The sequence below is a fragment of the Bradyrhizobium sp. USDA 4451 genome, assembly GCF_054822585.1.
In genome coordinates this window covers 2,952,599-2,978,197 of the sequence record NZ_JBTRCH010000001.1, presented here as the reverse complement: position 1 = coordinate 2,978,197, position 25,599 = coordinate 2,952,599, and the positions used below count along the sequence as shown (strand labels likewise).

Annotated in this window: 24 protein-coding genes; 5 read left to right on the top strand and 19 right to left on the bottom strand. The window is 64.9% G+C overall.

Annotation, left to right across the window (positions count from 1 at the left end; translation table 11 throughout):
* Positions 1-25: 25 nt before the first annotated feature.
* Together ACVMB0_RS13750 and ACVMB0_RS13745 are read right to left on the bottom strand one after the other, a co-directional pair.
* On the bottom strand, positions 26-298 hold the full coding sequence (locus ACVMB0_RS13750) for a DUF2312 domain-containing protein (RefSeq protein WP_212016808.1): 273 nt from the start codon (positions 296-298) through the stop codon (positions 26-28).
* Positions 299-568: 270 nt separating this feature from the next.
* The gene (locus ACVMB0_RS13745) at positions 569-871 is read right to left on the bottom strand and encodes a DUF1244 domain-containing protein (protein ID WP_461346597.1); all 303 of its coding nucleotides are present in this window, start codon (positions 869-871) and stop codon (positions 569-571) included.
* Positions 872-1,068: 197 nt separating this feature from the next.
* On the opposite strand from ACVMB0_RS13745, the gene ACVMB0_RS13740 reads away from it, so the two are divergent.
* Together ACVMB0_RS13740 and pyk are read left to right on the top strand one after the other, a co-directional pair.
* The gene (locus tag ACVMB0_RS13740) at positions 1,069-1,677 is read left to right on the top strand and encodes a DUF1036 domain-containing protein (RefSeq protein WP_461346596.1); all 609 of its coding nucleotides are present in this window, start codon (positions 1,069-1,071) and stop codon (positions 1,675-1,677) included.
* Positions 1,674-3,110, top strand: a complete 1,437-nt coding sequence (pyk, locus tag ACVMB0_RS13735; RefSeq protein WP_461346595.1) for a pyruvate kinase — start codon at positions 1,674-1,676, stop codon at positions 3,108-3,110. Before ACVMB0_RS13740 ends, pyk begins: the two co-directional genes overlap by 4 nt.
* Before the next feature lie 25 nt (positions 3,111-3,135).
* Here the strand turns inward: pyk and ACVMB0_RS13730 are convergent, their stop codons facing one another.
* The 3 genes from ACVMB0_RS13730 to ACVMB0_RS13720 form a co-directional block, all read right to left on the bottom strand.
* Positions 3,136-3,564: an OsmC family protein gene (locus tag ACVMB0_RS13730; protein WP_128971061.1), complete on the bottom strand. Its 429-nt coding sequence runs from the start codon at positions 3,562-3,564 to the stop codon at positions 3,136-3,138.
* Between the two features lie 148 nt (positions 3,565-3,712).
* Positions 3,713-4,015: a DUF5076 domain-containing protein gene (locus ACVMB0_RS13725; protein ID WP_461346594.1), complete on the bottom strand. Its 303-nt coding sequence runs from the start codon at positions 4,013-4,015 to the stop codon at positions 3,713-3,715.
* Between the two features lie 63 nt (positions 4,016-4,078).
* The gene (locus ACVMB0_RS13720; protein ID WP_461346593.1) at positions 4,079-4,753 is read right to left on the bottom strand and encodes a TetR/AcrR family transcriptional regulator; all 675 of its coding nucleotides are present in this window, start codon (positions 4,751-4,753) and stop codon (positions 4,079-4,081) included.
* Positions 4,754-5,155: 402 nt separating this feature from the next.
* Here ACVMB0_RS13720 and ACVMB0_RS13715 point away from each other — a divergent pair, with 402 nt between their 5' ends.
* Positions 5,156-6,655, top strand: coding sequence for a hypothetical protein (locus ACVMB0_RS13715; protein ID WP_461346592.1), 1,500 nt, complete (start codon positions 5,156-5,158; stop codon positions 6,653-6,655).
* A gap of 187 nt (positions 6,656-6,842) precedes the next feature.
* Here the strand turns inward: ACVMB0_RS13715 and ACVMB0_RS13710 are convergent, their stop codons facing one another.
* The 14 genes from ACVMB0_RS13710 to ACVMB0_RS13645 all read right to left on the bottom strand — a co-directional run bounded on the left by ACVMB0_RS13710 (position 6,843) and on the right by ACVMB0_RS13645 (position 23,291).
* Entirely contained in the window at positions 6,843-8,042 is a 1,200-nt protein-coding gene (locus ACVMB0_RS13710) for an ABC transporter substrate-binding protein (protein WP_461346591.1), read from the bottom strand.
* Between the two features lie 120 nt (positions 8,043-8,162).
* On the bottom strand, positions 8,163-8,576 hold the full coding sequence (locus ACVMB0_RS13705; protein WP_461346590.1) for a DUF3052 domain-containing protein: 414 nt from the start codon (positions 8,574-8,576) through the stop codon (positions 8,163-8,165).
* A gap of 12 nt (positions 8,577-8,588) precedes the next feature.
* Complete coding sequence (ftsH, locus tag ACVMB0_RS13700; protein ID WP_456750326.1) at positions 8,589-10,511, bottom strand: ATP-dependent zinc metalloprotease FtsH; 1,923 nt, start codon at positions 10,509-10,511, stop codon at positions 8,589-8,591.
* 257 nt (positions 10,512-10,768) lie between these two features.
* Positions 10,769-11,803: a tRNA lysidine(34) synthetase TilS gene (tilS, locus tag ACVMB0_RS13695; RefSeq protein WP_461346589.1), complete on the bottom strand. Its 1,035-nt coding sequence runs from the start codon at positions 11,801-11,803 to the stop codon at positions 10,769-10,771.
* Positions 11,804-11,854: 51 nt separating this feature from the next.
* Positions 11,855-12,877: a tol-pal system protein YbgF gene (ybgF, locus tag ACVMB0_RS13690; protein WP_461346588.1), complete on the bottom strand. Its 1,023-nt coding sequence runs from the start codon at positions 12,875-12,877 to the stop codon at positions 11,855-11,857.
* Between the two features lie 252 nt (positions 12,878-13,129).
* Positions 13,130-13,612 (bottom strand): peptidoglycan-associated lipoprotein Pal, encoded by a 483-nt coding sequence (pal, locus tag ACVMB0_RS13685; protein ID WP_456750329.1) that lies wholly within the window; start codon positions 13,610-13,612, stop codon positions 13,130-13,132.
* A gap of 271 nt (positions 13,613-13,883) precedes the next feature.
* The gene (locus tag ACVMB0_RS13680; protein ID WP_456750330.1) at positions 13,884-14,618 is read right to left on the bottom strand and encodes an N-acyl amino acid synthase FeeM domain-containing protein; all 735 of its coding nucleotides are present in this window, start codon (positions 14,616-14,618) and stop codon (positions 13,884-13,886) included.
* A 172-nt stretch (positions 14,619-14,790) separates the two neighbouring features.
* The gene (locus ACVMB0_RS13675) at positions 14,791-17,115 is read right to left on the bottom strand and encodes an EAL domain-containing protein (protein WP_461346587.1); all 2,325 of its coding nucleotides are present in this window, start codon (positions 17,113-17,115) and stop codon (positions 14,791-14,793) included.
* Positions 17,116-17,297: 182 nt separating this feature from the next.
* Positions 17,298-18,641, bottom strand: a complete 1,344-nt coding sequence (gene tolB / locus ACVMB0_RS13670; protein WP_456750332.1) for a Tol-Pal system beta propeller repeat protein TolB — start codon at positions 18,639-18,641, stop codon at positions 17,298-17,300.
* 73 nt (positions 18,642-18,714) lie between these two features.
* Positions 18,715-19,650, bottom strand: a complete 936-nt coding sequence (locus ACVMB0_RS13665; RefSeq protein WP_456750333.1) for a cell envelope integrity TolA family protein — start codon at positions 19,648-19,650, stop codon at positions 18,715-18,717.
* A 36-nt stretch (positions 19,651-19,686) separates the two neighbouring features.
* Positions 19,687-20,154, bottom strand: a complete 468-nt coding sequence (locus ACVMB0_RS13660) for a biopolymer transporter ExbD (protein ID WP_028340645.1) — start codon at positions 20,152-20,154, stop codon at positions 19,687-19,689.
* Positions 20,155-20,188: 34 nt separating this feature from the next.
* Positions 20,189-20,902: a protein TolQ gene (gene tolQ / locus ACVMB0_RS13655; protein WP_456750334.1), complete on the bottom strand. Its 714-nt coding sequence runs from the start codon at positions 20,900-20,902 to the stop codon at positions 20,189-20,191.
* A gap of 1,197 nt (positions 20,903-22,099) precedes the next feature.
* Entirely contained in the window at positions 22,100-22,486 is a 387-nt protein-coding gene (gene crcB / locus ACVMB0_RS13650; protein ID WP_456756304.1) for a fluoride efflux transporter CrcB, read from the bottom strand.
* A 205-nt stretch (positions 22,487-22,691) separates the two neighbouring features.
* Complete coding sequence (locus ACVMB0_RS13645) at positions 22,692-23,291, bottom strand: superoxide dismutase (RefSeq protein ID WP_163152911.1); 600 nt, start codon at positions 23,289-23,291, stop codon at positions 22,692-22,694.
* A 150-nt stretch (positions 23,292-23,441) separates the two neighbouring features.
* Here ACVMB0_RS13645 and ACVMB0_RS13640 point away from each other — a divergent pair, with 150 nt between their 5' ends.
* Together ACVMB0_RS13640 and ACVMB0_RS13635 are read left to right on the top strand one after the other, a co-directional pair.
* Positions 23,442-23,972: a GNAT family N-acetyltransferase gene (locus tag ACVMB0_RS13640; RefSeq protein WP_461346586.1), complete on the top strand. Its 531-nt coding sequence runs from the start codon at positions 23,442-23,444 to the stop codon at positions 23,970-23,972.
* 135 nt (positions 23,973-24,107) lie between these two features.
* Positions 24,108-25,493, top strand: a complete 1,386-nt coding sequence (locus tag ACVMB0_RS13635) for an MATE family efflux transporter (protein ID WP_461346585.1) — start codon at positions 24,108-24,110, stop codon at positions 25,491-25,493.
* Positions 25,494-25,599 lie beyond the last annotated feature (106 nt).

Below are 25,599 nucleotides of genomic sequence, written 5' to 3'. Positions count from 1 at the left end.
GGGTAGCTTGGGCCGCCTGCCGGCCTCAGAGCATCCCGAGCGCCTGCATATAGGTCTCCAGGATGGTTTCCTGCTCCTGGCGCTCATTGGCATCCTGCTTGCGCAGGCGCACGATGGTGCGCAGCGCCTTGACGTCGAAGCCGTTGCCCTTGGCCTCCGCATAGACGTCGCGGATATCGTCCGAGATGGTCTTCTTTTCTTCTTCCAGCCGCTCGATGCGCTCGATGATGGACCTGAGCTGGTCCTTGGCAAAACGCGTTGCGGGCTCGTCCTGAACGGCGGCAGATGCGGTGGCCATCGCGTACTCCTGAAATGGCATTTGAAAGGTCGCGCGAATACGCGCCACGCGCACCGCTTGCTGCGGGCGACCCTCGATTTTGGCGCGCGTTCCGTCAAGGAAACATCGCGCTCATCCACAGCGCGCCCACAGGAGATGCGGGCGACCACGGAACAATTGTCATTCCGGGGCGATGCGGCAGCATCGAACCCTCAGGTGCGCAGTTGCGCACCGAGAATCTCGAGATTCCGGGTCTGGTGCTCGCGCACCATCCCGGAACGACACCGTCGGCTAATGCCCGCTTTGGGCCTTCTTCATCGTCGCAAGCTGCTCCGGTGTGGCGCTGCCCTGATACCTGGCCTTCCATTCCTCGTAGGGCATGCCGTAGACCGCCTCGCGGCTCTCGTCCTTGCTCACCGCAACACCCTTGGCGTCGGCCTCTTCCTTCATCCAGTTGGACAGGCAATTGCGGCAGAAGCCGGCCAGGTTCATCAGGTCGATGTTCTGCACATCGGTCCGGTTGCGCAGATGATCGACGAGCCGCCGGAACACCGCGGCCTCTAGTTCTGTTCTGGTTTTGTCGTCAATGCTCATGATCGTGATCCCGGTGAATGGCGTTCACCATATTGATATCAGGTGGGAATTGTCACAGATTTTGCCATATCCGCGCGCAATACGGGCCTGTCAGGCCATACTTGCCACGGTCCCCCAGCGTGGGAGACGGGCGCCCGCCCGTTGACAGTGCCTGCCGGGCACGCGAAATCGTCAATGATTTGATATAGCCTCGCCGCATGAGCCCAATAGATTCTCTCGCCTCAGCTCCCCGCGCCATTCGACTGACGCTCGCCGGCCTCCTGCCGGTGCTGACGCTCGCCGCGGCATGCCTGTGGACGAGCCCGGCCGCGGCCGATTTCCGGCTCTGCAACAATACCTCGAGCCGGGTCGGGATCGCGCTCGGCTACAAGGACGCCGAGGGCTGGACCACCGAAGGCTGGTGGAACGTGTCGTCGCGGACCTGCGAGACCCTGCTGCGCGGCAACCTTGTCGCGCGCTACTACTACATCTACGCTCTTGACTACGATCGCGGCGGCGAATGGTCCGGCCAGGCCTTCATGTGCTCGCGCGACAAGGAATTCACCATCAAGGGTACCGAGAATTGCCTAGCCCGCGGTTTTGACCGCACCGGCTTCTTCGAGGTCGACACCGGCGAGCAGCGTGCATGGACCGTCCAACTGACCGAAGCCAACGAACAACAGCCGCAGAAAGTACCGGGAATGCCGGGCGGCGTGGCCCCGGGAAGCCCCGGCGCGATGCCGGGCCTGCCCAACCCGCCGCCGGGCGCAGCGCCTCCGGGCGCGTCTGGTCTGCCGCCAGCCGCACCACCCGGAAACAAACCATGAGACGACTGCGCCGAATCAAGATCCTCGCAACGCTCGGCCCGGCCTCCTCAGACAGCGCGATGATCCGCAAGCTGTTCGAGGCGGGCGCCGACGTGTTCCGCATCAACATGAGCCATACCCCGCATGACAAGATGCGGGAGCTGGTCAAGACCATCCGCAATGTCGAATCGAGCTACGGCCGGCCGATCGGCATCCTGGTCGACCTGCAGGGCCCGAAGCTGCGGCTCGGCGCCTTCGCCGAGGGCTCGACCCAGCTCAAGAACGGCCAGAGCTTCATTCTGGATTCCGACAAGACGCCCGGCGACAACAGCCGCGTCCAGCTTCCGCATCCGGAGATCCTCGCCGCGCTTCGTCCCGGCCACGCGCTGCTGCTCGACGACGGCAAGGTGCGGCTGATCGCCGAGGAGACCTCGCCCGACCGCGCGGTGACGCGCGTGGTGATCGGCGGCAAGATGTCGGACCGCAAGGGCGTCAGCCTGCCCGACACCGACCTGCCGGTCTCGGCGATGACCCCGAAGGACCGCGCCGATCTCGAAGCCGCGCTGCCGGAGGGCATCGACTGGGTCGCGCTGTCCTTTGTGCAGCGGGCCGAGGACGTGCTCGAGGCCAAGAAGATGATCCGCGGCCGCGCCGCCGTGATGGCCAAGATCGAGAAGCCGCAGGCGATCGACCGCCTCGCCGACATCATCGAAGCATCGGATGCGCTGATGGTGGCGCGCGGCGATCTCGGCGTCGAGCTGCCGCTGGAGCGGGTGCCTAGCCTGCAGAAGCAGATGACCAGGATGGCGCGCCGCGCCGGCAAGCCGGTGGTGGTCGCGACCCAGATGCTGGAGTCGATGATCCAGGCCCCGGTGCCGACCCGTGCCGAAGTCTCCGACGTCGCCACCGCCGTGTATGAAGGCGCCGATGCCATCATGCTGTCGGCGGAATCCGCTGCCGGCAAATTCCCGGTCGAGGCGGTGTCGACCATGAATCGCATCGGCGAGGAAGTGGAGCGCGACCCGACCTATCGCGGCGTGCTCAACGCGCAGCGCGCCGATCCGGAGCCGACGGTGGGCGACGCCATCGCCGATGCCGCGCGGCAGATCGCCGAGACGCTGGATCTATCGGCGATCATCTGCTGGACGTCGTCGGGTTCGACCGCGATCCGCGTGGCGCGCGAGCGCCCCAAGGTCCCGGTGGTCGCGATCACGCCGAATCTCGTCACCGGTCGCAAGCTGGCCGTCGTGTGGGGCGTGCATTGCGTGGTCGCCGAGGACGCGCACGATCTCGACGACATGGTCGATCGCGCCGGCTCGATTGCGTTCCGCGACGGCTTCGCCAGGGCCGGTCAGCGCGTCATCATCGTCGCCGGCGTGCCGCTGCGCGCTCCCGGCACCACCAACATGCTGCGCATCGCCTCGGTCGGCCCGAACGGCGACGCGCAGGCCTGACGATCAGGCCATCCGGCTCAGGCGATCAGCCCTGCAACGACGCGTCGAGCGTGATCTTGGTGTTGAGCAATTTCGACACCGGGCATCCGGCCTTGGCCTTGCCCGCCAGTTCCTGGAACGCGGCATTGTCGGCGCCCGGGATCTTCGCCGACAGCGTCAGGTGCACCGCGGTGATGGCGAAGCCGTCGGCGACCTTCTCCAGCGTCACGTCGGCCTTGGTCTCCATGTGTTCGGCGGTGAGCTTGGCTTCGCCGAGGATCAACGACAGCGCCATCGTGAAGCAGGCGGCATGCGCCGCGCCGATCAGCTCTTCGGGGTTCGAACCGGGCTTGCCCTCGAAGCGGCTGGCGAAGCCATAGGGGTAATCCGCGAGCGCGCCGCTCTTGGTCGAGATCGCGCCCTTGCCGTCCTTGATGCCGCCCTGCCATTTGGCCGAGCCATGGGTCGTCGTCATGTTGTTGCTCCCTGAGATGGGTTGAACCCAGCCACAAGCTTACAACGCCAATGCGACGGAAGTGTTCGCCACTATGGCTCCTGCTTAGGTCGCGACGGAGAAATCTCCACCTCCCGCGCTCAGCGTCGTGATGAGACCCGTGATCGCGCTAGACGAACTCACCCGTCGCGCCTGACGTGGGATCTTCAAGTTCCTTCAAGTAACAATCACGAATTTCCCGGATGGTTTTGTCGCGGTCGGCCGAATATCCAGCCTCCAAGGCCATCGCGAGGTGTCGGGTCACATCGGCAAGAATGATCCCCCAGGCACGCCCCTCGGCGACATTCGTTGTCTCTCGATACATTCCGACCTTCATCGAGCATTGCAATTGCTGTTCGGCAATCCAAACACGCAATAGCTCAACAGCATTCTTGTCGCGCAAGGCTGCTTCGGGAATCGGCCTCTCGTTCATGTCCTGCCTCTCTCGACGCTTGCGGCTGCGACAGATCGTCGACGCAGCCAATGTCGCGCGACGTTAAGCGCCGACCAGCGCCTTTGCCGGGGTGGTCGCCTGCACCACGAGACCGCGGGCACGCGCGTCCATCACGCCGACCGCGCGCAGCGCGAGCAGCGTCACGGTCTGCACCGCATCGCGCAGCTTGATCGGGTCGTCGAGATTGCTCGGTGCCAGCGGGCCGACCAGCGCCTCGTGCAGTGCGCCGAGCAAGGCGGTGGCGGCGAGCGCGGTATCCTGCGCCGGCAGATGGCCGGCGCGCACGGCGGCATCGATGCGGGTGGCGAGTTCGCCGGAGATATCGCGGCGGCTGGCGAGGCGCGAGGCGGTGACGTCGACATCGACAGGCTCGGCCAGAATGCCCCAGGCGAGCTTGCGCTGCGACAGCACGTGGACCGCAATCGTCGTCACCGCGGCGGCCAGCGCCGATGACGGCCCTGGTGCTGCATCCGCGGCGCGCCGGATCGCCGTCAGCTCGTCGCGCGAGACTTCCGTGATCAGTTCCGAGATCAGCTCGGCCTTCGACGGGAAGTAGCGATAGACGGTGCCAGCCGCGACATTGGCCCGCACCGCGACCGGTGCGATCTGGACCGCCGCCATGCCGCCCGCCGCCGCCGCGTCGCGCGCAGCCGACAGGATGGCGCTGCGCCGCGCAGCCAGCCGTTTCACAACCTGATGAGTTCGCCGATAGACCATGGCGTTCCGTCCCCCCACCCGTGCATCCCGGCCGGCGCCCACCGGCAGAACACACGCGACTTCAATGTTTTGTGCGATTGATCCCGCAATCGCCTGAAGAAGTGAACAACTATTCAGACTGAATGACAAGCTGGAATTGTAAGGATTTTGCGACGCGCCTGTTCCACCTCCGATTGAGCCAGGGCGCCGAGGCCCGAGCAAGCGCCGGTCGGCCGGGGCCGGACGACAGGTTTGCGATGGTGAATGGCCAGCTAACCAGATCGCTCGACGTCGAGCCGTCCGGTCTCGCGGCGGCCCCGCGATATCGCGGCCGCATTTACCCGAATTTATCGGAAGCCGTGGTCGAGTGCGCGCGAAGCGTCACACGTGGCGTTGATATCTCCGGCCGAAACCAGAAAGCGCATGTCACTCTCCATCACCAGCAGCGTGACCAGCCGCACTGCGACGCGCGGATTGCTGCCGCTCTGCGCTGCAGTGGGCGCCTATCTGTTCTATCTCTCGGCCGGCGAGATCCAGCTGCGCGACACCGACACGATGTGGCAGATCAAGGTCGGTCAGTGGATCCTCGACCACGGCGCGATGCCGACGTCGGACGTGTTTTCATTCACCCGTTTCGGCGAGCCGTGGATTTCGAGCTCGTGGCTGTCGCAGGTGGCCTACGCCCTCGTCTATGGCGGCGATTGGGCCGGGCCGGTGATCCTGACCTCGATCGCGATCGGCGTGACAGTCGCGGTCTTCCTGCATCTGCTGAGCCCGTATTTCGATCCGGCGCGCGCATTGCTGATCGCGGCGCTGGCGCTATTGTTGTCGACGATCCATTTCCTGGCGCGGCCGCACATGCTGGCGCTGCCGGTGTCGCTGGCGTTTATCGGCGGACTGCTCGTGGCCGCGGATCGCCGCACCTCCCCGTCATGGTGGCTGCTGCCGCTGATGACGCTGTGGGCCAATCTGCACGGCGGCTTCGTTCTCGGCCTGGCGCTGATCGGACCGATCGGACTGGAGGCTATCTGGAATGCGGAGCCAAGCCGCCGCCGTCAGCTCATCATGCGATGGGGATTGTTCGGCGTCGCGGCACTCGCCGCGAGCTGCGTGACGCCGTACGGCTGGAACAGCCTGCTGGGCGCAACCAAGATCCTCAGCCTCGGCAAGCTGCTGACCCTGATCGGCGAATGGAAGCCCGCGGATTTCAGCAAGCCCAGCTTCTTCGAGGCCACGCTGCTCGGCCTGATCGGCCTGATCTGCTATCGCAGGCTGACGCTGTCGGTGCCCCGGATCCTGCTGCTGCTCGGACTGATCTGGATGGCGCTGAGCCATGTCCGCAACATCGAGGTGTTCGCGTTCATCGCGCCATTGGTGCTCGCCAAGCCGATATCAGAACAATGGGGAACGGCAGGCGCTCCCACCTCCCGCTTCGAGGAAACCCGCTCCCTCCCAATCGTCACGATCCTGGCTGCGGTCGCGATGGTGATCGGCGCGTGGGTGACGACGACGATGTTCGTCGCGCAGCATCAGTTCAAGTTCCTGCCGATGTTCTCGCCGGTCGCCGCGGTCGACGTGCTGCAGCAGCACAAGGCAGAGCGCGTGTTCAGCACCGCGCCGTTCGGCGGCTACATGGTGAGCCGCGACATGAAGGTGTTCATCGACGGCCGCGCCGAGCTCTATGGCGAGCAATTCGTGCTCGACTATTACGATGCGCTCGATGCCCGCGACGTCGGGCGGCTGCTGGCCCTGCTCGACAAATACCGCATCGACGCTACGCTGCTGAGCTCGGATTCCCCTGCCGGAAACGCGCTGGATCACCTCAAGGGCTGGAAGCGGCTCTACAAGGACGACGTCGCCGTCATCCATGTGCGATCGGACGAGAGGGCCGACGCAGCGCCGGCGGCTGAGGGGTCGAAGTAGGCCATCCTATTCCGCGCAAGAATCGCAGCTCCACTCGTCCCGTCATCCTGAGGTGCGAGCGGAGCGAGCCTCGAAGGATGAATCGGCCACCAGTCGGGCCGTCGATCCTTCGAGACGGCGCTTCGCGCCTCCTCAGGATGACGGATTAAGGTGCGGAACGCGCATCCAAGGTGCCATCGATCTCGACCTAATTCCCCGTCTGCAACTCGCCGAACCGGTCCCAGGTCTTGCCGTTGAAGCGCATCAGCTGCATCTGGTCGACCGGCACGTGGTCGGACGGCGAGGTATTGAGCTTGATGCCCGGCAGCAGCATCGGCAGTTCCAGCTGCTTGATCGCGAACGCCTGCCGCAGGATGTTCTCGGTCGAGAGATCGTCGCCGCAGGCCTTCAGCACGGCCTCGAGCGCCATCGCGCTGTTGTAGGCGTTGACATAGTTGGTGTCGTGCTGATCGCCGTCGGGCAAATATCTGGTCATGAAGTCGCGCCAGCCCTTCATGCCGGGATCGTCCTTCCAGGCCGGATCGTCCGGATCCTTCACATAGGCCGTCGAGATGATGCCGGTGCCGGCTTCCAAACCGGCCGGCTGCATCACGGTCGAAATCCACACCGCGGTGTTGGACAGGAAGGTCATCGGCCGCCAGCCGATCTCATAGGCCTTGCGGATCGACTGCGCTGCGAATTTCGGCGTCGCCGCGATCACGAAGACGTCGGCATTGGTCGCCTTCAGCTTGACGATCTGCGAGTCGATCGTCGGGTCCGCTATCTCGTAGGTCGCAACCGTGACGACGGAATCATATTTCTCGCCGAGCACGTCCTTGAGGCCCGCGAGATAGTCGCGGCCGTAATCGTCGTTCTGCGAGATCACGGCAAATTTCGCGTTCGGATTCTTCGCCAGCGCATAGCGCGCGTAGAGCCGCGCCTCGTAGCGGAACGGCGCCTGCACGCCCATGATCGCCTGCGGGAATTGCGCGATGTCGCCGAATTTCGAGGCGCCGGAGGCAAGGAACAGTTGCGGGATGTTCTTGGCCTGCAGGTACTTTGCGATCGCGGTGTTGTGCGCGGTGCCGATCGAGGAGAAGATCAGCGCGACCTCGTCGCTCTCGACGAGACGGCGGGTCTGCTCCACCGTCTTCGGCGGCGCGTAGGAATCGTCGAGCGAGATGAAGTTGATCTTGCGGCCGTTGATGCCGCCGCGCTCGTTCAGCATCCTGAAATAGCCGGCCTCGCCCTTGCCGAGCGCGCCGAACGCCGACACCGGCCCGCTATAGGGCATGGTCTGGCCGATCCTGATTTCGGTCGATGTGACGCCGCGCATCTCGGCGGCGAACGAAACGGCGGGCAACAGCAGGAACGAAATGGCGCCAAGCGCGCCGACTGCCTTGCGCATCGGCCTCCCCTCCCCTTTTTCTGCCGCGCTTCCGAGACGACGCGGCGATGCCGTTTGACGGCTTGGCGCGAGGATGCCACGGCGCCGCAATCGAGGCCAAGCAGATTCGCCGCGCCGATCTCAGCGCTTGCCGCGCTCCTTGACGGGGATCACGAATTTCAGTCCCGACCACGTCGCATCGACGGCGCAGACCTTGATGTCGACCAGGTCGGACGCGAGCCCGGCCTCGCGCACGACCCTGTCGTCGAGATCGGTCGCGACGCCTGAGCTCTTCTTCGGCCATGACACCCAGATCATGCCGTCAGGCGCGATCGCCTTGCGGTAGCGCCGCAGCTTGGCGGCAAGCCCCTTGGCCCCGGCGGAGAACACATGCACGGCATCGAGCGGCGCCGCCGCGGTGTTCGCTATCGTCAGGCCAGCGGGCAGCTCGCCGACGATGTCGCGATAGGGCACGGACAAGCCGTCGACAAAAATACAAAAGCCCGGCTTGAGGCCGAGCTTTTGCACAATCGGTTTGCCGGAATAGCCGGCCATGGCTGGCGAGGCTTACGCCTGCGGCTGCGGCTCCAGGCCGGTGTCCGGATCGGGACGCGGGCGCGGCTTGCCGGCCGGCGGCACGGCGGAGGCGCGCGGCGTCGACGGCTCCAGCACCGACTCGCGGTTGGGCTTCTTGCCCTTCAGGAGGTCGATGATCTCGTCGCCGGTCAGCGTCTCGAACTCGAGCAGACCCTTGGCGAGGGCTTCGAGATCGTCGTGCTTCTCGGTCAGGATGCGGGTCGCTTCCTTGTAGCCCTCCTCGACCAGACGCTTGATCTCGGAGTCGATCTTCTGGACGGTGGCCTCGGACGCGTTCTGGGTGCGCGAGACCGACATGCCGAGGAACACCTCGTCCTGGTTTTCGCCATAGGAGACGGTGCCGAGCTCTTCCGAGAGGCCCCAGCGTGTCACCATCATGCGGGCCAGGCGGGTCGCCTGCTCGATGTCGGAGGCGGCACCCGAGGTCACCTTCTCGCGGCCGAAGATCAGCTCTTCGGCGACGCGGCCACCCATCATGATGGCGAGGCGCGAGGTCATCTGCTCCAGCGACATCGACAGCTTGTCGCGCTCCGGCAGCTGCATCACCATGCCCAGCGCACGGCCGCGCGGAATGATGGTCGCCTTGTGGATCGGATCGGTGGCGACGACATTGAGGCCGACGATGGCGTGGCCGCCCTCGTGATAGGCCGTCAGCAGCTTCTCCTCCTCGGTCATGACGAGCGACTTGCGCTCGGCACCCATCATCACCTTGTCCTTGGCCTCTTCGAACTCGGCCTGCGTCACCATCCGCTTGTTGCGGCGGGCGGCGGTCAGCGCAGCCTCGTTGACCAAGTTCATCAGGTCGGCGCCGGAGAAGCCCGGGGTGCCGCGCGCGATGGTCTTGAGGTTGATATCCGGCGCCAGCGGCACCTTGCGGACGTGCACCTTGAGGATCTGCTCGCGCCCGACGACGTCCGGATTCGGCACCACGACCTGACGGTCGAAGCGGCCGGGACGCAGCAGCGCGGGATCGAGCACGTCGGGACGGTTGGTCGCCGCGATCAGGATCACGCCTTCATTGGCCTCGAAGCCGTCCATCTCGACCAGCAGCTGGTTCAGCGTCTGCTCGCGCTCGTCATTGCCGCCGCCGAGACCGGCGCCGCGATGACGGCCGACCGCATCGATTTCGTCGATGAAGATGATGCAGGGCGCGTTCTTCTTGGCCTGCTCGAACATGTCGCGGACGCGGCTCGCGCCGACGCCGACGAACATTTCGACGAAGTCAGAACCGGAGATGGTGAAGAACGGCACATTGGCTTCGCCCGCCACCGCGCGCGCGATCAGCGTCTTGCCGGTGCCGGGAGGGCCGACCAGCAGCACGCCGCGCGGAATCCGTCCGCCGAGTCGCTGGAACTTGCCGGGGTCGCGGAGAAACTCGACGATCTCCTGCAAATCCTGCTTGGCCTCGTCGACGCCGGCAACGTCCTCGAAGGTGACGCGGCCATGCGCTTCGGTCAGCATCTTGGCGCGCGACTTGCCGAAGCCCATCGCCTTGCCGGCGCCGCCCTGCATCTGTCGCGACAGAAAGATCCAGACGCCGATCAGCGCGATGAACGGCAACCAGGAGACGAGAAGCGAGACGAACCACGGCACGTTGTCGCCGGGGGCCTTCGCGGAGATCTGCACCTTGGCGTCATAGAGCCGCTTCACGAGCGTCGGATCGCTCGGCGCGTAGGTCTGGAAGCTGGTGCCGTTATTGAACGTGCCGTGAATATCCGGCCCCTGAATCACGACGTCGCGGACATGGCCCTGATCGACTTCAGTCAGAAGCTGCGAAAACGAGATCTCCGAGGACGACGAGCGCTGGCCAGGATTCTGGAAAAGCGTGAACAACGCCAGCAGCAGCAGGACAATGATGACCCAGAGGGCGAAATTCCGCAGATTGGCGTTCATGGTCTTCCTTCGTGGTCGCGCGGATCGCGGCCTCTCTCTATCCTTGGGCAGGCTCTGTGGGAATCCCCAGGGAATCCATCCCGTGATGGCATACAATCTAGGTGCCGCAGGGGTCGATGCCAAGGGAACTGCGCACGACTATTTACCGCATCCTAGCCCGATTCCCGGTCAAAAAATGACGCAGAATCCGGTGTTTTTCCGGGGTGGTTAAGCCACCTTGCCGGATTATGACAGCGATTGAACCAATCGAACCGGGCCTAGCCGGAACGCCCCCGGCGGGGCGGCGCCGGGCTGATCCTGATGCGCCCGGAGGCGACGCTGACGACCGCTCCGGCAAGGGTCTGTTTCAGCCTGGATTCGCGTTGTCTCGAAGCCCGATCCAACGCCTCATCGACGGCCGCGAGCAGGGTTTCGACCTTGCCGAGTTCGGCCGGCCCCTCATATCCGGTGCGGTCGATGGCGCGCTTCAGCAGGCGAAGACGGATTTCGTCGGGCATCACCGCGAACAGGGCAGCGTCGAAACCGGCACCAAGGTTATCCTCGCTTTTCAACGCAAGATAGCGCTCGGCGCCGTCGACCAGCACCTCCAACGCGGCATTGGCGCGCGCGATCCGCGCCGCAAGCCGTGCCAGGTTCCGCGCGTCACCGCCCTCCTCCGCCAGCAGCGGCATCAGCGCGCGCAGCCGCGGCCGCGCGAAGGACACATCGCGGTTGGTCGGATCGTCGGCAAAGCCGATCCGCGCCTTGTTCAGCGTTGCAATCAATTGCGCCTTGGAGACATCGAGCAGCGGCCGCGTCAGCACAATGCCGTCGCGCTCGGTCTCGCGCGCCATCGCCGCAAGGCCCGCGACACCGCTGCCGCGCAGCATCCGCATCAACAGCGTCTCGGCCTGGTCGTCACGGGTGTGCGCGGTCAGGATGTGCGTGGCGCCGTGCTTGCGCGCGGCCTGCGCGAGCAGGCGATAGCGCGCCGCGCGTGCTGCGGCCGGCACGCCGGTCGCGGGCTTCGGCCCGTTCCAGCGCAACGTGTGATGCGGCAGGTCGAGGCTGCGCGCGAGGCGCTTGACGTCGCGCGCCTCGCGCGCCGCTTCCGGACGCAGGCCGTGATCGACCGTGACCGCCACCAGATTTGGTCCTCGCGCCAGCGCGCGGCGCCAGCGCGTGACGAGCCACATCAGCGCGACTGAATCGGGACCGCCGGACACCGCGAGCACGATCGCCGGCGCCGACGCAAGGCCAGCGAACAAGCGCTTGGCGTCCTTGGCCGAGATGGCGGTTTGGTCGTCGGGCATCGCAGAACCAGCATGTCGCGGAAAGGCCGGAAGCGGCCTTCCCTTGCTGGTTTAGCACTTCACGCGCTTCTGCTCGCGGTCAACCGCGGCTTTGACCCCGCCGGAGGCGCGCGGATATTTCCGCGCGATCTCGCCGAACGCCGCGCAGGCGGCCTCCTTCTCCTTCAGCGCCGCCAGCGACTGGCCGAGCCGCAGCAGGGCGTCGGGCGCCTTCCCGGACTTGTCGTATTTGGTGGTCACGCCGAGGAAGGTTTCCGCCGCGTCGCGATATTGCTGGCGCTGGAAATAGCTTTCGCCAAGCCAGTATTGCGAGTCCGCCACCAAGGGATCGCTCGGATATTTCTGGGCGAAGTTCTTCATGGTCTCTTCGGCGAGCGCATAGTCCTTGCGCTGCATGTAGCCGATGCCGAGGTCGAACTCGTCTTTCGACGTCGCCGACGGCGGCAATGTGGTCAGCGCTGCGCTCGCGCCGGGGGCGCGCTGCGGGCTGGTGTTGCCGAGTTCGAGCGGCTCGCCCGCCCCGCGGCCGCCGGGCGCACCGACCGCCGCATCGCCTGGCATCGGCATCTGGCCGCCACCGAGGGCGCGCGGCGCACCCGGGGCGTTCGGGTTCTGGCTCGGATCGAAGGCATCGCCGCGACTGCGGCGGCCGGGCGAAGCTGCCGGCGCGGGCTCCTGCACGATCGGCGCAGGCGCGGCGATCTGCTGCTGGTCATAGCCGCCCTGGGGCTGCCGGCCATAGCCCGGCTGCGGCTGGCCGTAGCCAGGCTGAGCTTGCGGATAGGCCTGCGGCTGCTGCGCCGGCGGCACCGCCGCGACGTTGGGTTGGGCTGCCGGAGCCTGGCCGGGAGCGCCGGGCGGCTGGCCGCCAAGCTGACGCAGCCGCTCCTCGAGCTGGCGGTTGCGGTATTGTAGCTCCTCGTTCTGGCCGGTCAGCTGTCGCAGCTGATTTTCGAGCCGCTCGATCCGCATCTCCGCATCGGAATCGTCTGATTGGGCAAACACCGGTGCGGAAACGGCGAACAGCGCCGCGATCGCCGCGGCGGAAGAAAGGAAATGAAGCCTGGATGACATTTTGCCCTGACGACGAGATCGACGTGAAAAGCGAGCGACATTGAGGGACGGAGTACGCCGGAATTGTGACTGGCAGTTCAAATCCGCCGCAGCGTCGCAGATACCGGTTTAGTACGGACGGTGGAACAAGCAAGCGGCCAATTGCGCGCAGCTTCGTTCATCTTGATGACGGCGGCGTGCCAGGCTTTCGCGGGTCAAAAACAAAGCCGGCGCCCGAAGGCGCCGGCTCGGAAAATCGATCCAGCGATCGCGTCAGGAGCTGGCGTTCAGCACGGTGACGGCGCGGCGGTTCTGCGACCAGCAGGAGATGTCGTTACAGACCGCGACCGGGCGCTCCTTGCCGTAGGAGATGGTGCGCATGCGGCTCGGATCGATGCCGCGCGAGGCGAGGTAGGCGCGAACCGACTGGGCACGGCGAGCACCGAGCGCGATGTTGTATTCGCGCGTGCCGCGCTCGTCGGCATGACCTTCGATGGTGAAGGAATAGCGGTTGTAGGTCTGCAGCCACTGCGCCTGCTTGTCGAGGGTCGCCGTCGCCTGTGGGCTGAGATCGGTCTGATCGCTCTCGAAGAACACGCGATCGCCGACATTGACCACGAAATCCTGCTGGCTGCCCGGGGCCGCGGCGCCCCCGATTGCGCCATTGGCGTCCAACGGGTTCTTGTTGGCGCAGGCGCCCATCGACAGCGCCACCGCCAGAACCGCAACCAGCTTCATACCCTGGAGATAATTCATTCCCGGAGCCTCCACGCTCACGCTCTTCGTACTACCCAATCGGTCTACAGGGCGATGGTTAAGCGAACGTTCCGTCAACCTTGACGAGACCTTGCTCGACCCCATCAAATGCCAGGCAATGGCGAAAAGCGCCCCCGATGGTTAATGGGTGGCAAATGTGGCGCGATGGTGAAGGGAAGGCAAGGTTCGCGGGAACCGGCCGCTTTTGCAGGGCAATTTGACCTGCGCGCAACAGGTGGTCAGCGCCAGATCGATCAGAACGCCGGTTTTCTCAGGGATTCGGCACGATCGAGGCACGCTCGAACGGCCGGACAAACCCGTCGGGCTGCAGCTGGCCCTCCCGGTCGAACAGCATCCGCCGCTCGAAGGCACTCGAGCGCAGGAACGGATAGCGGGCAAGCACGCGCTCCCGCACCGTCGGCAGATGCGACGCCATCAAGCCGACCGGCTTGACAAGCCCGGGATAGAGCCGCGGCTCCGACCAGGTCTCGTGCAGGAACACGCGCCGGTAGAACGCCATGTGCTCCGGCCGGACCGGCGCCAGGCCGTAATCGGCATTGAAATGCACGCCCGCGGTCGAGCCGAGCCGCACCGTGACATAGGGCAGTTCCGGATTGTTCCGCGCCTTGTCGGGATCCGCCACGAAGCGCGTCGAATCGATGAAGACGAGACCCTGGTCGAGCTTCGGCAGCAGCACGTCGCCGAACACCTCGATCGTCGGCGAGGAGCGCCACTCCGGCGTCGCCACGGTGATGCGGATCGAGCTGCAGAGCTCGCCTTGCAGATAGACGCCGAACACCCAGGCATTCGGCGCATCATCGAACGCATCGACAACGCGCTCGTCGGCCGAAGGCCGGATCGCGCCTTCGCGCAGATAGGCGCGATAGCGGAGCCGGTAGATCTCGTCTTTCTGTTCCGGGGTCTGAGCGAGGCGGTAGTCGACTTGATCGAGAGGGTCCGCAAGCCTTCCTGTCGCGGGCTTGATGGCTTCGGCCGCGGACCTCATTTGGTACTCCCTGAACAACCCAACAACTTCAACGCGCGTGCCAAAAGATTAACAGCTTCTTAATTTTCGTCAAAGCAATCGCAGCAATACGGTTAACCTCTGACCGCAACAGTGCACTTCATCTCGTGCAGTAGAGAGTCGCCACAACTATCGATTGAGTTATTGCGCTGGATCAAGCGATCGAGCGCGAGGGAACCACATGCAGCTGCTCGTCGGCCCGCCGGCCGTGCGAGGCATTGAGCAGCTGGCGGATGCGGACCGCAGGAACCGGCCGGCTGAACAGGTATCCCTGTGCTTCGGTCACCGCGCCGTCGGCGCTGATCAGCTCGAGCTGCTCGTTGGTCTCGATGCCCTCGACCACGACCGACATGCCGAGATCGGCCGACAGCCGCGCCACCCCGCGCAGCAGGGTCAGCGGGCGATCGCTGTCGATGCCTTCGAGGAAGGAGCGGTCGATCTTGACCTTCTGCAGCGGGAAATTGTGCAGGTAGCTGAGCGACGAATAGCCGGTGCCGAAATCGTCCAGCGAGATCCGCACGCCGAGCGAGCGCAGCTGCGAGAGGACATCGTGGGTCAGCTCGGTGTTGTGCAGCAGCGAGGATTCGGTGATCTCGATCTCGAGCCGGTGCGCCGGCAGGCCGGAAACCTCGAGCGCGTAGCGAACCTCGCTCAGCACGTCGCGCTGATGGAACTGCTGCGGCGAGAAGTTGACCGCGACGCTGACCGCCTCGGGCCACTTCATGCATTCCATGCAGGCCTTGCGCAGGATCCAGCGGCCGAGATCGACGATCAGGCCCATGTCCTCGGCGACCGGAATGATGTCGACCGGAGAGACCGTGCCGCGCGCCGGGTGGTTCCAGCGCAGCAGCGCCTCGCAGGTCGAGACCTTGCCGGACTTCAGGTTGATCAGCGGTTGGTAGAACAGCTCGAATTCCTCGTTGGCCAGCGCCTTGCGCAGGTCGAGCTCGAGGATGCGGCGGGCCTCGACGGTTTGCGCCATCTCGTCGCGGAAGAAGCAGAAGGTGCCGCGGCCGTCGGCCTTGGCGCGGTAGAGCGCCATGTCGGCGTTCTTCAACAGCGTGTCGGCGCCGACCCCAGGCGCCGTCATCGCGATGCCGACGCTGGCGCCGATCTCGACCAGATGGTTGTCGATCTTGTAGCGCTCGCTGAGCCGGTCGACGATGCGCCGCGCCAGCGCGGCGGCGTCCTCATGCGAGTGGATGTTCTGCTGGAACACGACGAACTCGTCGCCGCCGAACCGTGCCACGAAATCCTCCGGCCGCAGCATCTCGCGCAGCCGTTCGGCGACCGCGCAAAGCAACTGGTCGCCGCAGGGATGGCCGAGCGTGTCGTTGACCTGCTTGAACTGGTCGAGATCGACGAACAGCAATGCGGAGCGATGCTCGCCGTGCTGCATGGCGAGCAGCCGGCCGATCTCGTCGCGGAAATTGACGCGGTTGGGCAGCGCGGTGAGCTCGTCGTAGCGCGCGAGATGGCTGATCCGGGCCTCGGCGTCCTTGCGCTCGGTGATATCCTCGACCAGCACCACCGTGCCGCCGCCGGCCATCGGCTGGAACGTCCAGTCGAGCGACCGGTTCTGCGCCGGATCGGGGTCGCTGGTGACGATGTCGCCGCGCTGCGAACTCTCGATCTCGTAGAGGATCTGGTGCGCGGCGGCGGCCGAGATCGCGCCGGACAGCACGCAGGCATTGCAGATATCGGTCGCGCTGGCGCCGCGCTGCACGAAGTCCTCCGACAGCTCCATCATCTCGATGAAGCGGTGGTTCATCACCGCAAGGCGTCCGTCGGCCGAGAACATGCACAGACCGTGCGGCATGTTGTTGAGCGCGGTGTCGAACTGGCCCGCCAGCGCCGCCTCCCGCTCCTTGGCGATCCAGGCATTGACGTAGATGCGCTGCAGGCTCGTGGTGAGGTGGCGGATGGCGCTGAAGAACACCAGGCTGAGCAGCGCAAGCGCGATGTGATAGGGACCGCCGACATACATCAGCCCGGCGATCAGGGGACCGATCGACATCAACAGATGCAGATGGAAGATCTGCGGCCGGCCGAAGGTGCGACCGACCCCCGCCGAGGTATAGGCGACCACCGTGGTCACGCAGAGCATGTGGGCTGCGGCATCGTTGGTCGTGACCAGGACGGCGGCGCCCCACAGGCCGAGCGCAATGCCGTAGGCGAGGCTGCCGATCCGGTAGCGCTTCTCCCAGGTCACGGACTCCTCGACGGTGAGCCGGGAATTGCGCTGCTGGTAGCGGTACATCTGCCACGCGCGCGCCAGGCCCACCACGATGAACAGCGGCACGCACAGCCAGGACAACAGATTGCCGGTGACGAACGCAATCACGGCGCCCGCAATGGCGGGGCCGAAGGCGCCGAAGATCATGGGCGCGGGGTTCATGAACAGGGAATCGACCAGCGCCGCGGAGATCGTCGGCGACATTGACTGGTCCGGGTCTCCCGTCTGACTTGCAAACTGCATTGTGAGAGCGCGCGTCCTTTTCAGCTCGCACTCTTACCGATGGCAGGTGAAGTCTTTCTGAGGGAACATCGTTAGCGAGTCGTTGCCGTAGCCGATCGGCTACCGGGATTCACAATAAGAAACAATGCGCTAGGTAAGAACTGCCGGTCGCCCAAAGGTTCCTCGGGGCAGCCCTGCATGACTCACGACAACAGCGGCGACCAGGCCGGGTCGGAGGCGAATCCCGGGGTCGGCACCCGCAATTCGTTGCGCCCGGAGACGTCGATGGTGAACAGCGACGGGCCGCTGTTGCCGCCGGGATCGCGGAAGAACATCACGACGCGCCCGTTCGGTGCAAAGGTCGGGCCTTCATTGTGGAAGCCCGAGGTCAGGATGCGCTCGCCGGAGCCGTCCGGCTTCATGATGCCGATCGCAAACTGCCCGCCGCCCTGCTTGGTGAACGCGATGTAGTCGCCGCGCGGCGACCATACCGGGGTCGAATAGGTGCCGTCGCCGAACGAGATGCGCTGCGCGGCGCCGCCGGTTGCCGGCATCACGTAGATCTGCGGCTTGCCGCCGCGGTCGGATTCGAAGCAGAGCCGCGTGCCGTCGGGCGCGTAGGACGGCGAGGTGTCGATCGCCGGCGTATCGGTCAGCCGCGTCATCGACTTCGAGCGCAGATCCATCACGAACAGATTGGAGTTGCCGCCCTGCTGCAGGCTCATGATGACGCGCTGGCCATCGGGCGAGAAGCGCGGCGAGAACGACATGCCGGGGAAGTTGCCGACGATCTCGCGCTGGCCGGTCTCGATGTTGAGCAGATAGACGCGCGGGTCGCCCTGCCCGAACTCCATATAGGTGATTTCCTGGGTCGACGGCGAGAAGCGCGGCGTCAGCACGAGATCCGAGCCGCGGGTCAGATAGCGCACATTGGCGCCGTCCTGGTCCATCAGCGCCAGCCGCTTGACGCGGCGGTCCGCCGAGCCGCTCTCGTCGACGAACACGACGCGGGTATCGAAATAACCCTTCTCGCCGGTCATGCGCTCGTAGATCTGGTCGGAGATGATGTGGGCGATGCGCCGCCAGTATTCGGCCGAGGTGTCGTAGGACTGGCCGGCGAGCTGCTGCCCCGTGCCGACGTCCCAGAGCCGGAACTCCGCTTTGACCCGGCCGTTGCCCTGCCGGGTCATGCGCCCGACCACGAGCGCCTGCGCCTTGATGCTGGCCCAGTTGTTCAGGTTCGGCGGCGCGTCGATGTTGACCTGCTTCTCGAGATAGGCCGACTGATCGATCGGCGCGAACAAGCCGCTGCGCTTCAGATTGTTGGTGATGACCTGCGCGACGCCGACGCCGACTTCGGTGTCGCCGGGCGTGCCGGCCGAAAAATTCGGGATCGCGATCGGCACCGGCGCGAACTCGCCGCCCGGGACCGGAATCTGTTTGCGCCCGCCTTCCTGTCCGAAGGCTTGACGGAGCGGCGCCGCCGCGAGCGCACCAAGCGCGGCCATGCCGGAAATCATCTGTCGTCGATCGAGGCGAAACATCATTGCACGCAAATCATTGTTATCGGTCATTGTCGGTGGACTTTGTCTGCTATTGGCCAAAGCGTCGCGTCTGATCTCAGGTATTATTCTCTTTGAACACCGGTGCGAATGCCTTCCATTCGTCGAACCAGCCCGCGGGCAGGTTGTAGGGCTGGCATGCGATGATCGCGCGCAAGGCGCTCTCCTGATAGACGCGCATGTAGGGCGTGCTCGGCGAGCCTTCCGCGACCGGCATGCGCGCCAGCGTGCCGTCGCGCTTCAGATCGACGTCGATCACCACCTGGGTCCGCTGCTCCTCGATGCTGCCGTAGGGCTTGTTCTTCCAGCACCGTTCGACCTGCTGCCGGAACATTGCGCCCCAGGTCGCGGAGTTGTCCGCAGCCTTGCCCTTCGCCGTGCCGAGCGCGGCGTTGGCATTGAGCGCATCGCCGGTCGCCGCGGCGCGCGTCGGGTCGCGCTTGTCGAGCAGCGCTGCGATCTTGCTCTGGTCGAACACGCGATCCTTCGGCTTCTGCTCCGGCGGCGGCTTGGCGGCCTGCTGAACCGGCTTCGGCGGCGGCTTCTTCTCTTCCTTCTTGATCGCTTCCGCGATCGGGTCGGGCTTCTCCGGATCGGGCTTCTTCTCGACCGGCTTCGGCTCTTCCTTCGGCTTGTTCTCGACCTTCTTCGGCGGATCCGGCTTCTTGTCTTCCGGCTTCTCCACCTTCGGTGTCGGCTGCGGCGCGGTTTCGGTCACGACCGGCGGCTTCTTTTCCTCGACCTTGCCGACCATGTCGTCGACCGGCTTGGCCTCGGCGACCTTGTCGACCAGCGGCTTGGGATTTTCCTTCTTGCCGTCCTTCTGGCCGGACATCACATGCGAGAGCTGGTCGGAGGAGATCACGTCGACGGCGACCGATTCCTCTTCCGGCATCACATACGCCCGGGTCGAAAACGACACGAGGCCCCACCCGATCACGAGGACGTGCAGGACAATCGATGCCGCCAGAGTCTTGTCGACCTTGACCTTCAAATCAGGCTTCCCCGTGCCTCTTGCCGCACATGGTTGTTAGCCACCCTCCGGGATGATGACGATATTCGCCTTGAATCCCGCGGCCCGGACCTCGCCGAGCAATTTCATCATATCCGTGTAACAGACGTCCTTGTCGCCACGCAGGTAGACCACTTTTTCGGCATCCGACCGTGCGTCGCCGATCGCCTTGATCTTGGCCGGGAAATCGGCGGCCGTGACCGGCGCGTCGCCCAGATAGAGCTCGACATTCGAGTTGCAGCCGCCGCCGGTGCGCTTGACCGACAATGTCAGCGGGGGCTGGTTCGACGAGATCGACTTGCCGCCGCTCGCGACCGGCAGGTCGATGTCGATGTTCGACGTCATCAGCGGCGCCGCGACCATGAAGATGATCAAGAGCACCAGCATCACGTCGACCATCGGCGTGACGTTGATCTCGGCCATGACCGGCTTGCGCCCGCGGCGGCGTCTGCCACCACCGCCGGACCCTGCCATGCTCATCGCCATGATCGTGCGCTCACAACAGTGACCATCATCTAACTCAGCCTCTCTCGTCGATCTGACGCGACAGGATGGCGGAGAACTCGTCGGCGAACCCCTCCAGGCGCGCGGCCTGCCGGTTCACTTCCGAGGTGAACTTATTGTAGAAAATAGTCGCCGGAATTGCGGCAATCAGGCCGATTGCGGTGGCAAACAGCGCTTCCGCGATGCCGGGCGCCACCACCGCCAAGGAAGTGTTTTTCGAGGCCGCGATCGACTGGAAGCTCGACATGATGCCCCAGACGGTGCCGAACAGGCCGACAAAGGGGCCGGCCGAGCCGACAGTCGCCAGCACCAGGAGCCGGCGTTCCAGCCGCTCCACCTCCCGGGCGATCGAGACGTTCATGACCTTCTCGATTCGGGCCTGCAGGCCGGCAAAGGACCTCGATTGGCTCTCGAAGGAGCGCTTCCACTCCCGCATCGCCGCCACGAAACAGGCCGCCATCGACTGGGTCGGCTTAGCCGAGAGCGCCCGGTAGAGTTCCTCGATCGACTGGCCGGACCAGAAGGCCTGCTCGAACTTGTCCATTGCCCGCTTGGTGCGGGCGTACAGCAGGACCTTGTCGATCGCGATCGCCCAGACCCAGACCGAGCAGGACAGAAGTCCCAGCATCACGCATTTGACGACCCAATGAGCCTGCCAAAACAACGCGATGAGCGACACATCGCTCGATGCCAGTGGCAGACTAGATTGAGCCACGTCGGCGGGATTCATCGGCAATATCCTCTCAACGCAAGTGTCCCAATTCGGCGAGCCGCCAATCGGCACCCCTTCCACGGCCGCGCGCCCGGCGCGGCAAAACTGCGCGAGAGCCTCTTACATCTGTCGCATGGGGGGCCCGTCCAAAGCCGGGCCCTGCTTCCCCTGCCAACATGTCAAAACGAGGGCTTTTCACGCGGCATTCCGACCCTAACCAAACGCTAATCATGGTTAAGGCGAGGTTACCAAAGGGAAATTTGAAGGCTGGAAATGCCGCCGGCGGAGCCGGTTGGCGGGTTCCGAAGATGAACGACTCCCGCCCGGAGACCGGGTCCATCCTGGCCTGCACCGGGCGACATGAGGATCGGGCGCGTTTCAAGTTGCCGCACTGCGCGGTGTCATCACCCGCGAAAGCGGGTGATCCAGTATCCCAGAGACGGCGGTGCTTGAGCCGAGAGGCCGCGGCGTACTGGATCGCCCGGTCCCGTCTACGCCAAGGCTTCGACGAGGCAAGCAGTCCGTGGCGCGCCGAAGCTTTAGCGGAGGCGGCGAGCCGGGCGATGACAGTTGTAGATGAGGACGCAGTTTTGCATTCTCGCGACATGATTTGTCCGAGTCTTGCTTCTCGTTCCGCCCTCTCCGTTGGTGAGGGCGCAGGGAAAGCCGGGTGCCGATCGCACCCATGGGCCCCGTGCAATAGGTAGAAAGCACGGGGGTAGGACCACAGGTGTAACCGGAGCAATCCGGCTTTCCCTGCGCGATGGGTTACGGCTTATACGTGCTCTCCCCGGCGAGACTGGGCTTGTTTGTCACCGTCTTCACAACGCGCATTTGCGCAATCGGAAGAGACACCTACCGCTAGGGCGTCAGGCCTGCACGATTTCGCCGTCCGCGCCATGCGCACTCGTCAGTTGCGCAATCGGCGTCCACCGCATCTCGACCCGCGTTCGTGACGACCGCGAAGCGCCCCTCGATCGGGCGAGACTTCGGATTTATAGCACTGAGTTGCGCTTCGGATAAAGCGAAATATTTTCGCTGCGGGGGCTTGCGCCGTCGGGCAAATCAGATGTATGGGCCGCCCCCTCCATCCCCGTCATTCCGGGGCTCGCGAAGCGAGAACCCGGAATCCATTGAGCCACATCAAGTGAGGAGAAATGGATTCCGGGTTCGCGAAGGGGCGCGCCCCCGAATGACGGGTGAAGGATTTTCGACTCACGTCAGATGCCGCACGATCGCGAGCCCGGCGAACAATCCCGCGATCGACAACGCCACCGAGCCCACGACGTACAGCGCGGCAAGGCCGAGCTCGCCGCGCTCGTAGAGCAGCGCGGCGTCGAGCGAGAACGCGGAGAAGGTGGTGTAGCCGCCGAGGATGCCGGTCATCAAAAACAGCCGCCAGGGCTGCGAGGCTTCGCCCTTGAAGGCGAGATAGCCGGCGATCAGGCCCATCACGGTCGAGCCCGTGATGTTGATGATGAAGGTACCGTAGGGAAACGCGGTGCCGATGCAGCGCGCGCAGGTGACGTTGATCAGGTGGCGCAGCGTCGCGCCGAGACCGCCGCCGAAGAAGACGAGGAGATAGCTTGCCAGTTGCCCCATGCGGGCTTTGTGCCGCATGGCGGCCGTTGTCGCAAGTAAACAAAAAGGGCGGCAATTGATGCTGCCGCCCGTCTCAAAAACTCTCGTTTGTCATTCCGGGGCGGTCCGCAGGACCGAACCCGGAATCCATTCATCCACCGAACCCGCGGCTCGATGGATTCCGGGCTCGACGCTGCGCGTCGCCCCGGAATGACGGCCACTATGCTCAACCGGCCTTGCCGAACAGCTCGTCGACGTAGTCCCAGTTGACGAGGCTGTCGACGAACGCCTTCAGATAGTCCGGGCGGCGGTTGCGGTAGTCGATGTAGTAGGAGTGCTCCCAGACGTCGACGCCGAGGATCGGCACCGCGCCGTGAACCAGCGGGTTCTCGCCGTTCGGGGTCTTGGCGATCTCGAGCTTGCCGCCCTTGACTTGCAGCCAGGCCCAGCCGGAGCCGAACTGGCCGACGCCGGCGGCGGCGAAGTCGGCCTTGAACTTCTCGAAGCCGCCGAGGTCCTCGTTGATCTTCTTTTCCAGCCGGCCGGGCAGCTTGCTGCCGCCGCCATTCGGTTTCATCCACTTCCAGAAGTGGATGTGGTTGTAGTGCTGACCGGCATTGTTGAAGACGGCCGCGTTCTTGCCGAACGAGCCCTTCACGATCTCCTCGAGGGACTTGCCTTCGAATTCGGTCCCCTTGATCGCGTTGTTGCCGTTGGTGACGTAGGCCTGGTGATGCTTGTCGTGGTGAAACTCCAGCGTTTCCTTGGACATGTAGGGCGCAAGGGCGTCGTGGGCGTAGGGCAGATCGGGTAGCGTGAAGGTCATGGGGTAATGTCCAACAGAGGGTGGGAGACTACACTTAACGGGCCCCCCTTATAGAAGGTTCCACGACGGAGAAACACCGCATTTTCAGATCGTGTATGACAGATCGGCACAGCCCGAAGCAGACCCAAGGCGACACCCAGGACGGCGACGATGAGCATCGAAATCGACATTCTCAACGGAGCTGCGTCATGGCAGCGCGCCGAGCCGCTGCTTCGGGCGGTCTGGAGCCCTGAGGTCATGGCGAACAAGGACTGGGCCGGTATCAAATGGGCTCACGCGGATTTGCGCGTGCTGCTCGACGCACCCGATGACGGCGGGCTGGCCTGCCATGTCGGTATCTATTTCCGGACCATCACCTGGAATGGCCACAAGGTGCATGTCGGCGGCATCGGCGGAGTCTCGACCCGCGAGGACTGCCGACGCCGCGGCTATGCGTCTCTCGCGCTCGACGCCGCCGTGCACACAATACGTGCCAATGATGCGGTGAAATTTGCAATCTTATTCTGCGAGCCGCACAATTTCGCATTCTACCAGGCGCGCGGCTGGCATCCCTTCACCGGCGAGATCATGTGCGAACAGCCGTCGGGACAGGTCCGCTTCGAGGCGATGGCGCCGTTCGTCAACGACATCGTCCGCGCGCCGCGCCAGGGCAAGATCGACCTATGCGGCCTGCCGTGGTGACCCCTGCGCGAGCGCGGGTGGCGAGGGGCAGCTCAACCTCGTAACATGTTGACCATCATTTCTTGAACGAGCCTGGTCCACCGGCGTCGAATTGCAGTGCGCCCCTTTCCCGCTTGCGAAGTGAGCCGTGAACGCATGACCATCGAAGCATCGATCGAGGACGCCGACCCCACCGCGGCTGCGCCCGCCACGCCGATCAACGACCTTCTCACGGCGCCGATCCTGCCGACGCTGCTCAGGCTCGCCCTCCCCAACACCATCGCGATGTTCGGTTCGACGCTGGTTGCGGTCGCCGAAACCTCCTATATCGGCCGGCTCGGCACCGAGCCGCTGGCCGGCATCGCGCTGGTGTTTCCGTTCGCGATGCTGACGCAGATGATGTCGGCCGGCGCGATGGGCGGCGGCGTGTCGTCGGCGATCAGCCGCGCGCTGGGCGCCGGCGACCGCGACCGCGCCGCCGATCTGGCGCTGCATGCGGCGATCATCGGGGCCTGCGCCGGATTGTTCTTCACCGTGATGATGCTGGGCTTCGGCCGCGACTTCTATGCGTTGCTCGGCGGCCGCGGCGGCGTGCTCGAGCAGTCGATGCACTATTCGCAGGTGCTGTTCTCCGGCGCGATCTCGATCTGGCTGGTCAACACGCTCGCCTCCGTCGTGCGCGGCACCGGCGACATGCGGATTCCCTCGATGACGCTGATCACGACGTCGTTGATCCAGATCGCGGTCGGCGGTGTGCTCGGTCTCGGCCTGTTCGGTATGCCAGGCCTAGGCATGCGCGGCGTCGCCGCGGGCCAGCTCACGGCCTTCACATGCGGCGCGATCTTCCTCGCCTGGTATCTCGCCTCCGGCCGCAGCCGGCTGAAGCTCGACTTCGCGGCGTTCAGCTTCCAGCGCGCGATGTTCCTGGACATCTTGAAGGTCGGCGCGATCTCCTGTCTGTCGCCGTTGCAGAGCGTGCTGACCATCCTGATCTTCACCAAGATCCTGGCCGGCTTCGGCACCGAGACGCTGGCCGGATATGGCATGGGCTCGCGGCTGGAATTCCTGCTGATCCCGATCGCATTCGCGGTCGGCGTCGCCTCGGTGCCGATGGTCGGCATGGCGATTGGCGCCGGACTGGTGACGCGGGCCCGCAAGGTGGCGTGGACTGCCGGCACGGTCGCCGGCCTTGTCGTCGGGCTGGTCGGACTTGTGGTCGCAGTGAAGCCGACGCTGTGGATTGCGCTGTTCACCACCGATCCCGGCGTGACTGCGGCCGCCTCGTCCTATTTCGCGCTGGCAGGGCCAGCCTTCGGCTTCTTCGGCGTCGGCGTCTGCCTGTATTTTTCCTCGCAGGGCGCGGCCAAGGTCGGCGGACCGGTGCTGGCTGGCACCATCCGCCTGCTGCTGGTCGGCCTCGGCGGCTGGTGGCTCGCCTCCGTGAGCGCACCGGCCTGGACGCTGTTTGCGCTGGTTGGCGCTGCGATGGTGGCATTCGGTCTCGCCACCATCATCTCGATCCGGTTGACCCGCTGGGGATAAGCACCGCCACGCGCGTTGCCTGAGCATGACCGCCGCCGAAACAGGCAACAAAATTTTTCCGGGTACCGTGCGCCTGATCGCGCGAATATGACATTGCAGAAATCTT

What these genes read in the sequence shown, in the direction of transcription:
- ACVMB0_RS13750 (WP_212016808.1), bottom strand. Translation starts at nt 298, where the DNA reads ATGGCCACCGCATCTGCCGCCGTTCAGGACGAGCCCGCAACGCGTTTT.
- ACVMB0_RS13745 (WP_461346597.1), bottom strand. Translation starts at nt 871, where the DNA reads ATGAGCATTGACGACAAAACCAGAACAGAACTAGAGGCCGCGGTGTTC.
- ACVMB0_RS13740 (WP_461346596.1), top strand. Translation starts at nt 1,069, where the DNA reads ATGAGCCCAATAGATTCTCTCGCCTCAGCTCCCCGCGCCATTCGACTG.
- pyk (WP_461346595.1), top strand. Translation starts at nt 1,674, where the DNA reads ATGAGACGACTGCGCCGAATCAAGATCCTCGCAACGCTCGGCCCGGCC.
- ACVMB0_RS13730 (WP_128971061.1), bottom strand. Translation starts at nt 3,564, where the DNA reads ATGACGACGACCCATGGCTCGGCCAAATGGCAGGGCGGCATCAAGGAC.
- ACVMB0_RS13725 (WP_461346594.1), bottom strand. Translation starts at nt 4,015, where the DNA reads ATGAACGAGAGGCCGATTCCCGAAGCAGCCTTGCGCGACAAGAATGCT.
- ACVMB0_RS13720 (WP_461346593.1), bottom strand. Translation starts at nt 4,753, where the DNA reads ATGGTCTATCGGCGAACTCATCAGGTTGTGAAACGGCTGGCTGCGCGG.
- ACVMB0_RS13715 (WP_461346592.1), top strand. Translation starts at nt 5,156, where the DNA reads ATGTCACTCTCCATCACCAGCAGCGTGACCAGCCGCACTGCGACGCGC.
- ACVMB0_RS13710 (WP_461346591.1), bottom strand. Translation starts at nt 8,042, where the DNA reads ATGCGCAAGGCAGTCGGCGCGCTTGGCGCCATTTCGTTCCTGCTGTTG.
- ACVMB0_RS13705 (WP_461346590.1), bottom strand. Translation starts at nt 8,576, where the DNA reads ATGGCCGGCTATTCCGGCAAACCGATTGTGCAAAAGCTCGGCCTCAAG.
- ftsH (WP_456750326.1), bottom strand. Translation starts at nt 10,511, where the DNA reads ATGAACGCCAATCTGCGGAATTTCGCCCTCTGGGTCATCATTGTCCTG.
- tilS (WP_461346589.1), bottom strand. Translation starts at nt 11,803, where the DNA reads ATGCCCGACGACCAAACCGCCATCTCGGCCAAGGACGCCAAGCGCTTG.
- ybgF (WP_461346588.1), bottom strand. Translation starts at nt 12,877, where the DNA reads ATGTCATCCAGGCTTCATTTCCTTTCTTCCGCCGCGGCGATCGCGGCG.
- pal (WP_456750329.1), bottom strand. Translation starts at nt 13,612, where the DNA reads ATGAATTATCTCCAGGGTATGAAGCTGGTTGCGGTTCTGGCGGTGGCG.
- ACVMB0_RS13680 (WP_456750330.1), bottom strand. Translation starts at nt 14,618, where the DNA reads ATGAGGTCCGCGGCCGAAGCCATCAAGCCCGCGACAGGAAGGCTTGCG.
- ACVMB0_RS13675 (WP_461346587.1), bottom strand. Translation starts at nt 17,115, where the DNA reads ATGCAGTTTGCAAGTCAGACGGGAGACCCGGACCAGTCAATGTCGCCG.
- tolB (WP_456750332.1), bottom strand. Translation starts at nt 18,641, where the DNA reads ATGATGTTTCGCCTCGATCGACGACAGATGATTTCCGGCATGGCCGCG.
- ACVMB0_RS13660 (WP_028340645.1), bottom strand. Translation starts at nt 20,154, where the DNA reads ATGGCGATGAGCATGGCAGGGTCCGGCGGTGGTGGCAGACGCCGCCGC.
- tolQ (WP_456750334.1), bottom strand. Translation starts at nt 20,902, where the DNA reads ATGAATCCCGCCGACGTGGCTCAATCTAGTCTGCCACTGGCATCGAGC.
- crcB (WP_456756304.1), bottom strand. Translation starts at nt 22,486, where the DNA reads ATGGGGCAACTGGCAAGCTATCTCCTCGTCTTCTTCGGCGGCGGTCTC.
- ACVMB0_RS13645 (WP_163152911.1), bottom strand. Translation starts at nt 23,291, where the DNA reads ATGACCTTCACGCTACCCGATCTGCCCTACGCCCACGACGCCCTTGCG.
- ACVMB0_RS13640 (WP_461346586.1), top strand. Translation starts at nt 23,442, where the DNA reads ATGAGCATCGAAATCGACATTCTCAACGGAGCTGCGTCATGGCAGCGC.
- ACVMB0_RS13635 (WP_461346585.1), top strand. Translation starts at nt 24,108, where the DNA reads ATGACCATCGAAGCATCGATCGAGGACGCCGACCCCACCGCGGCTGCG.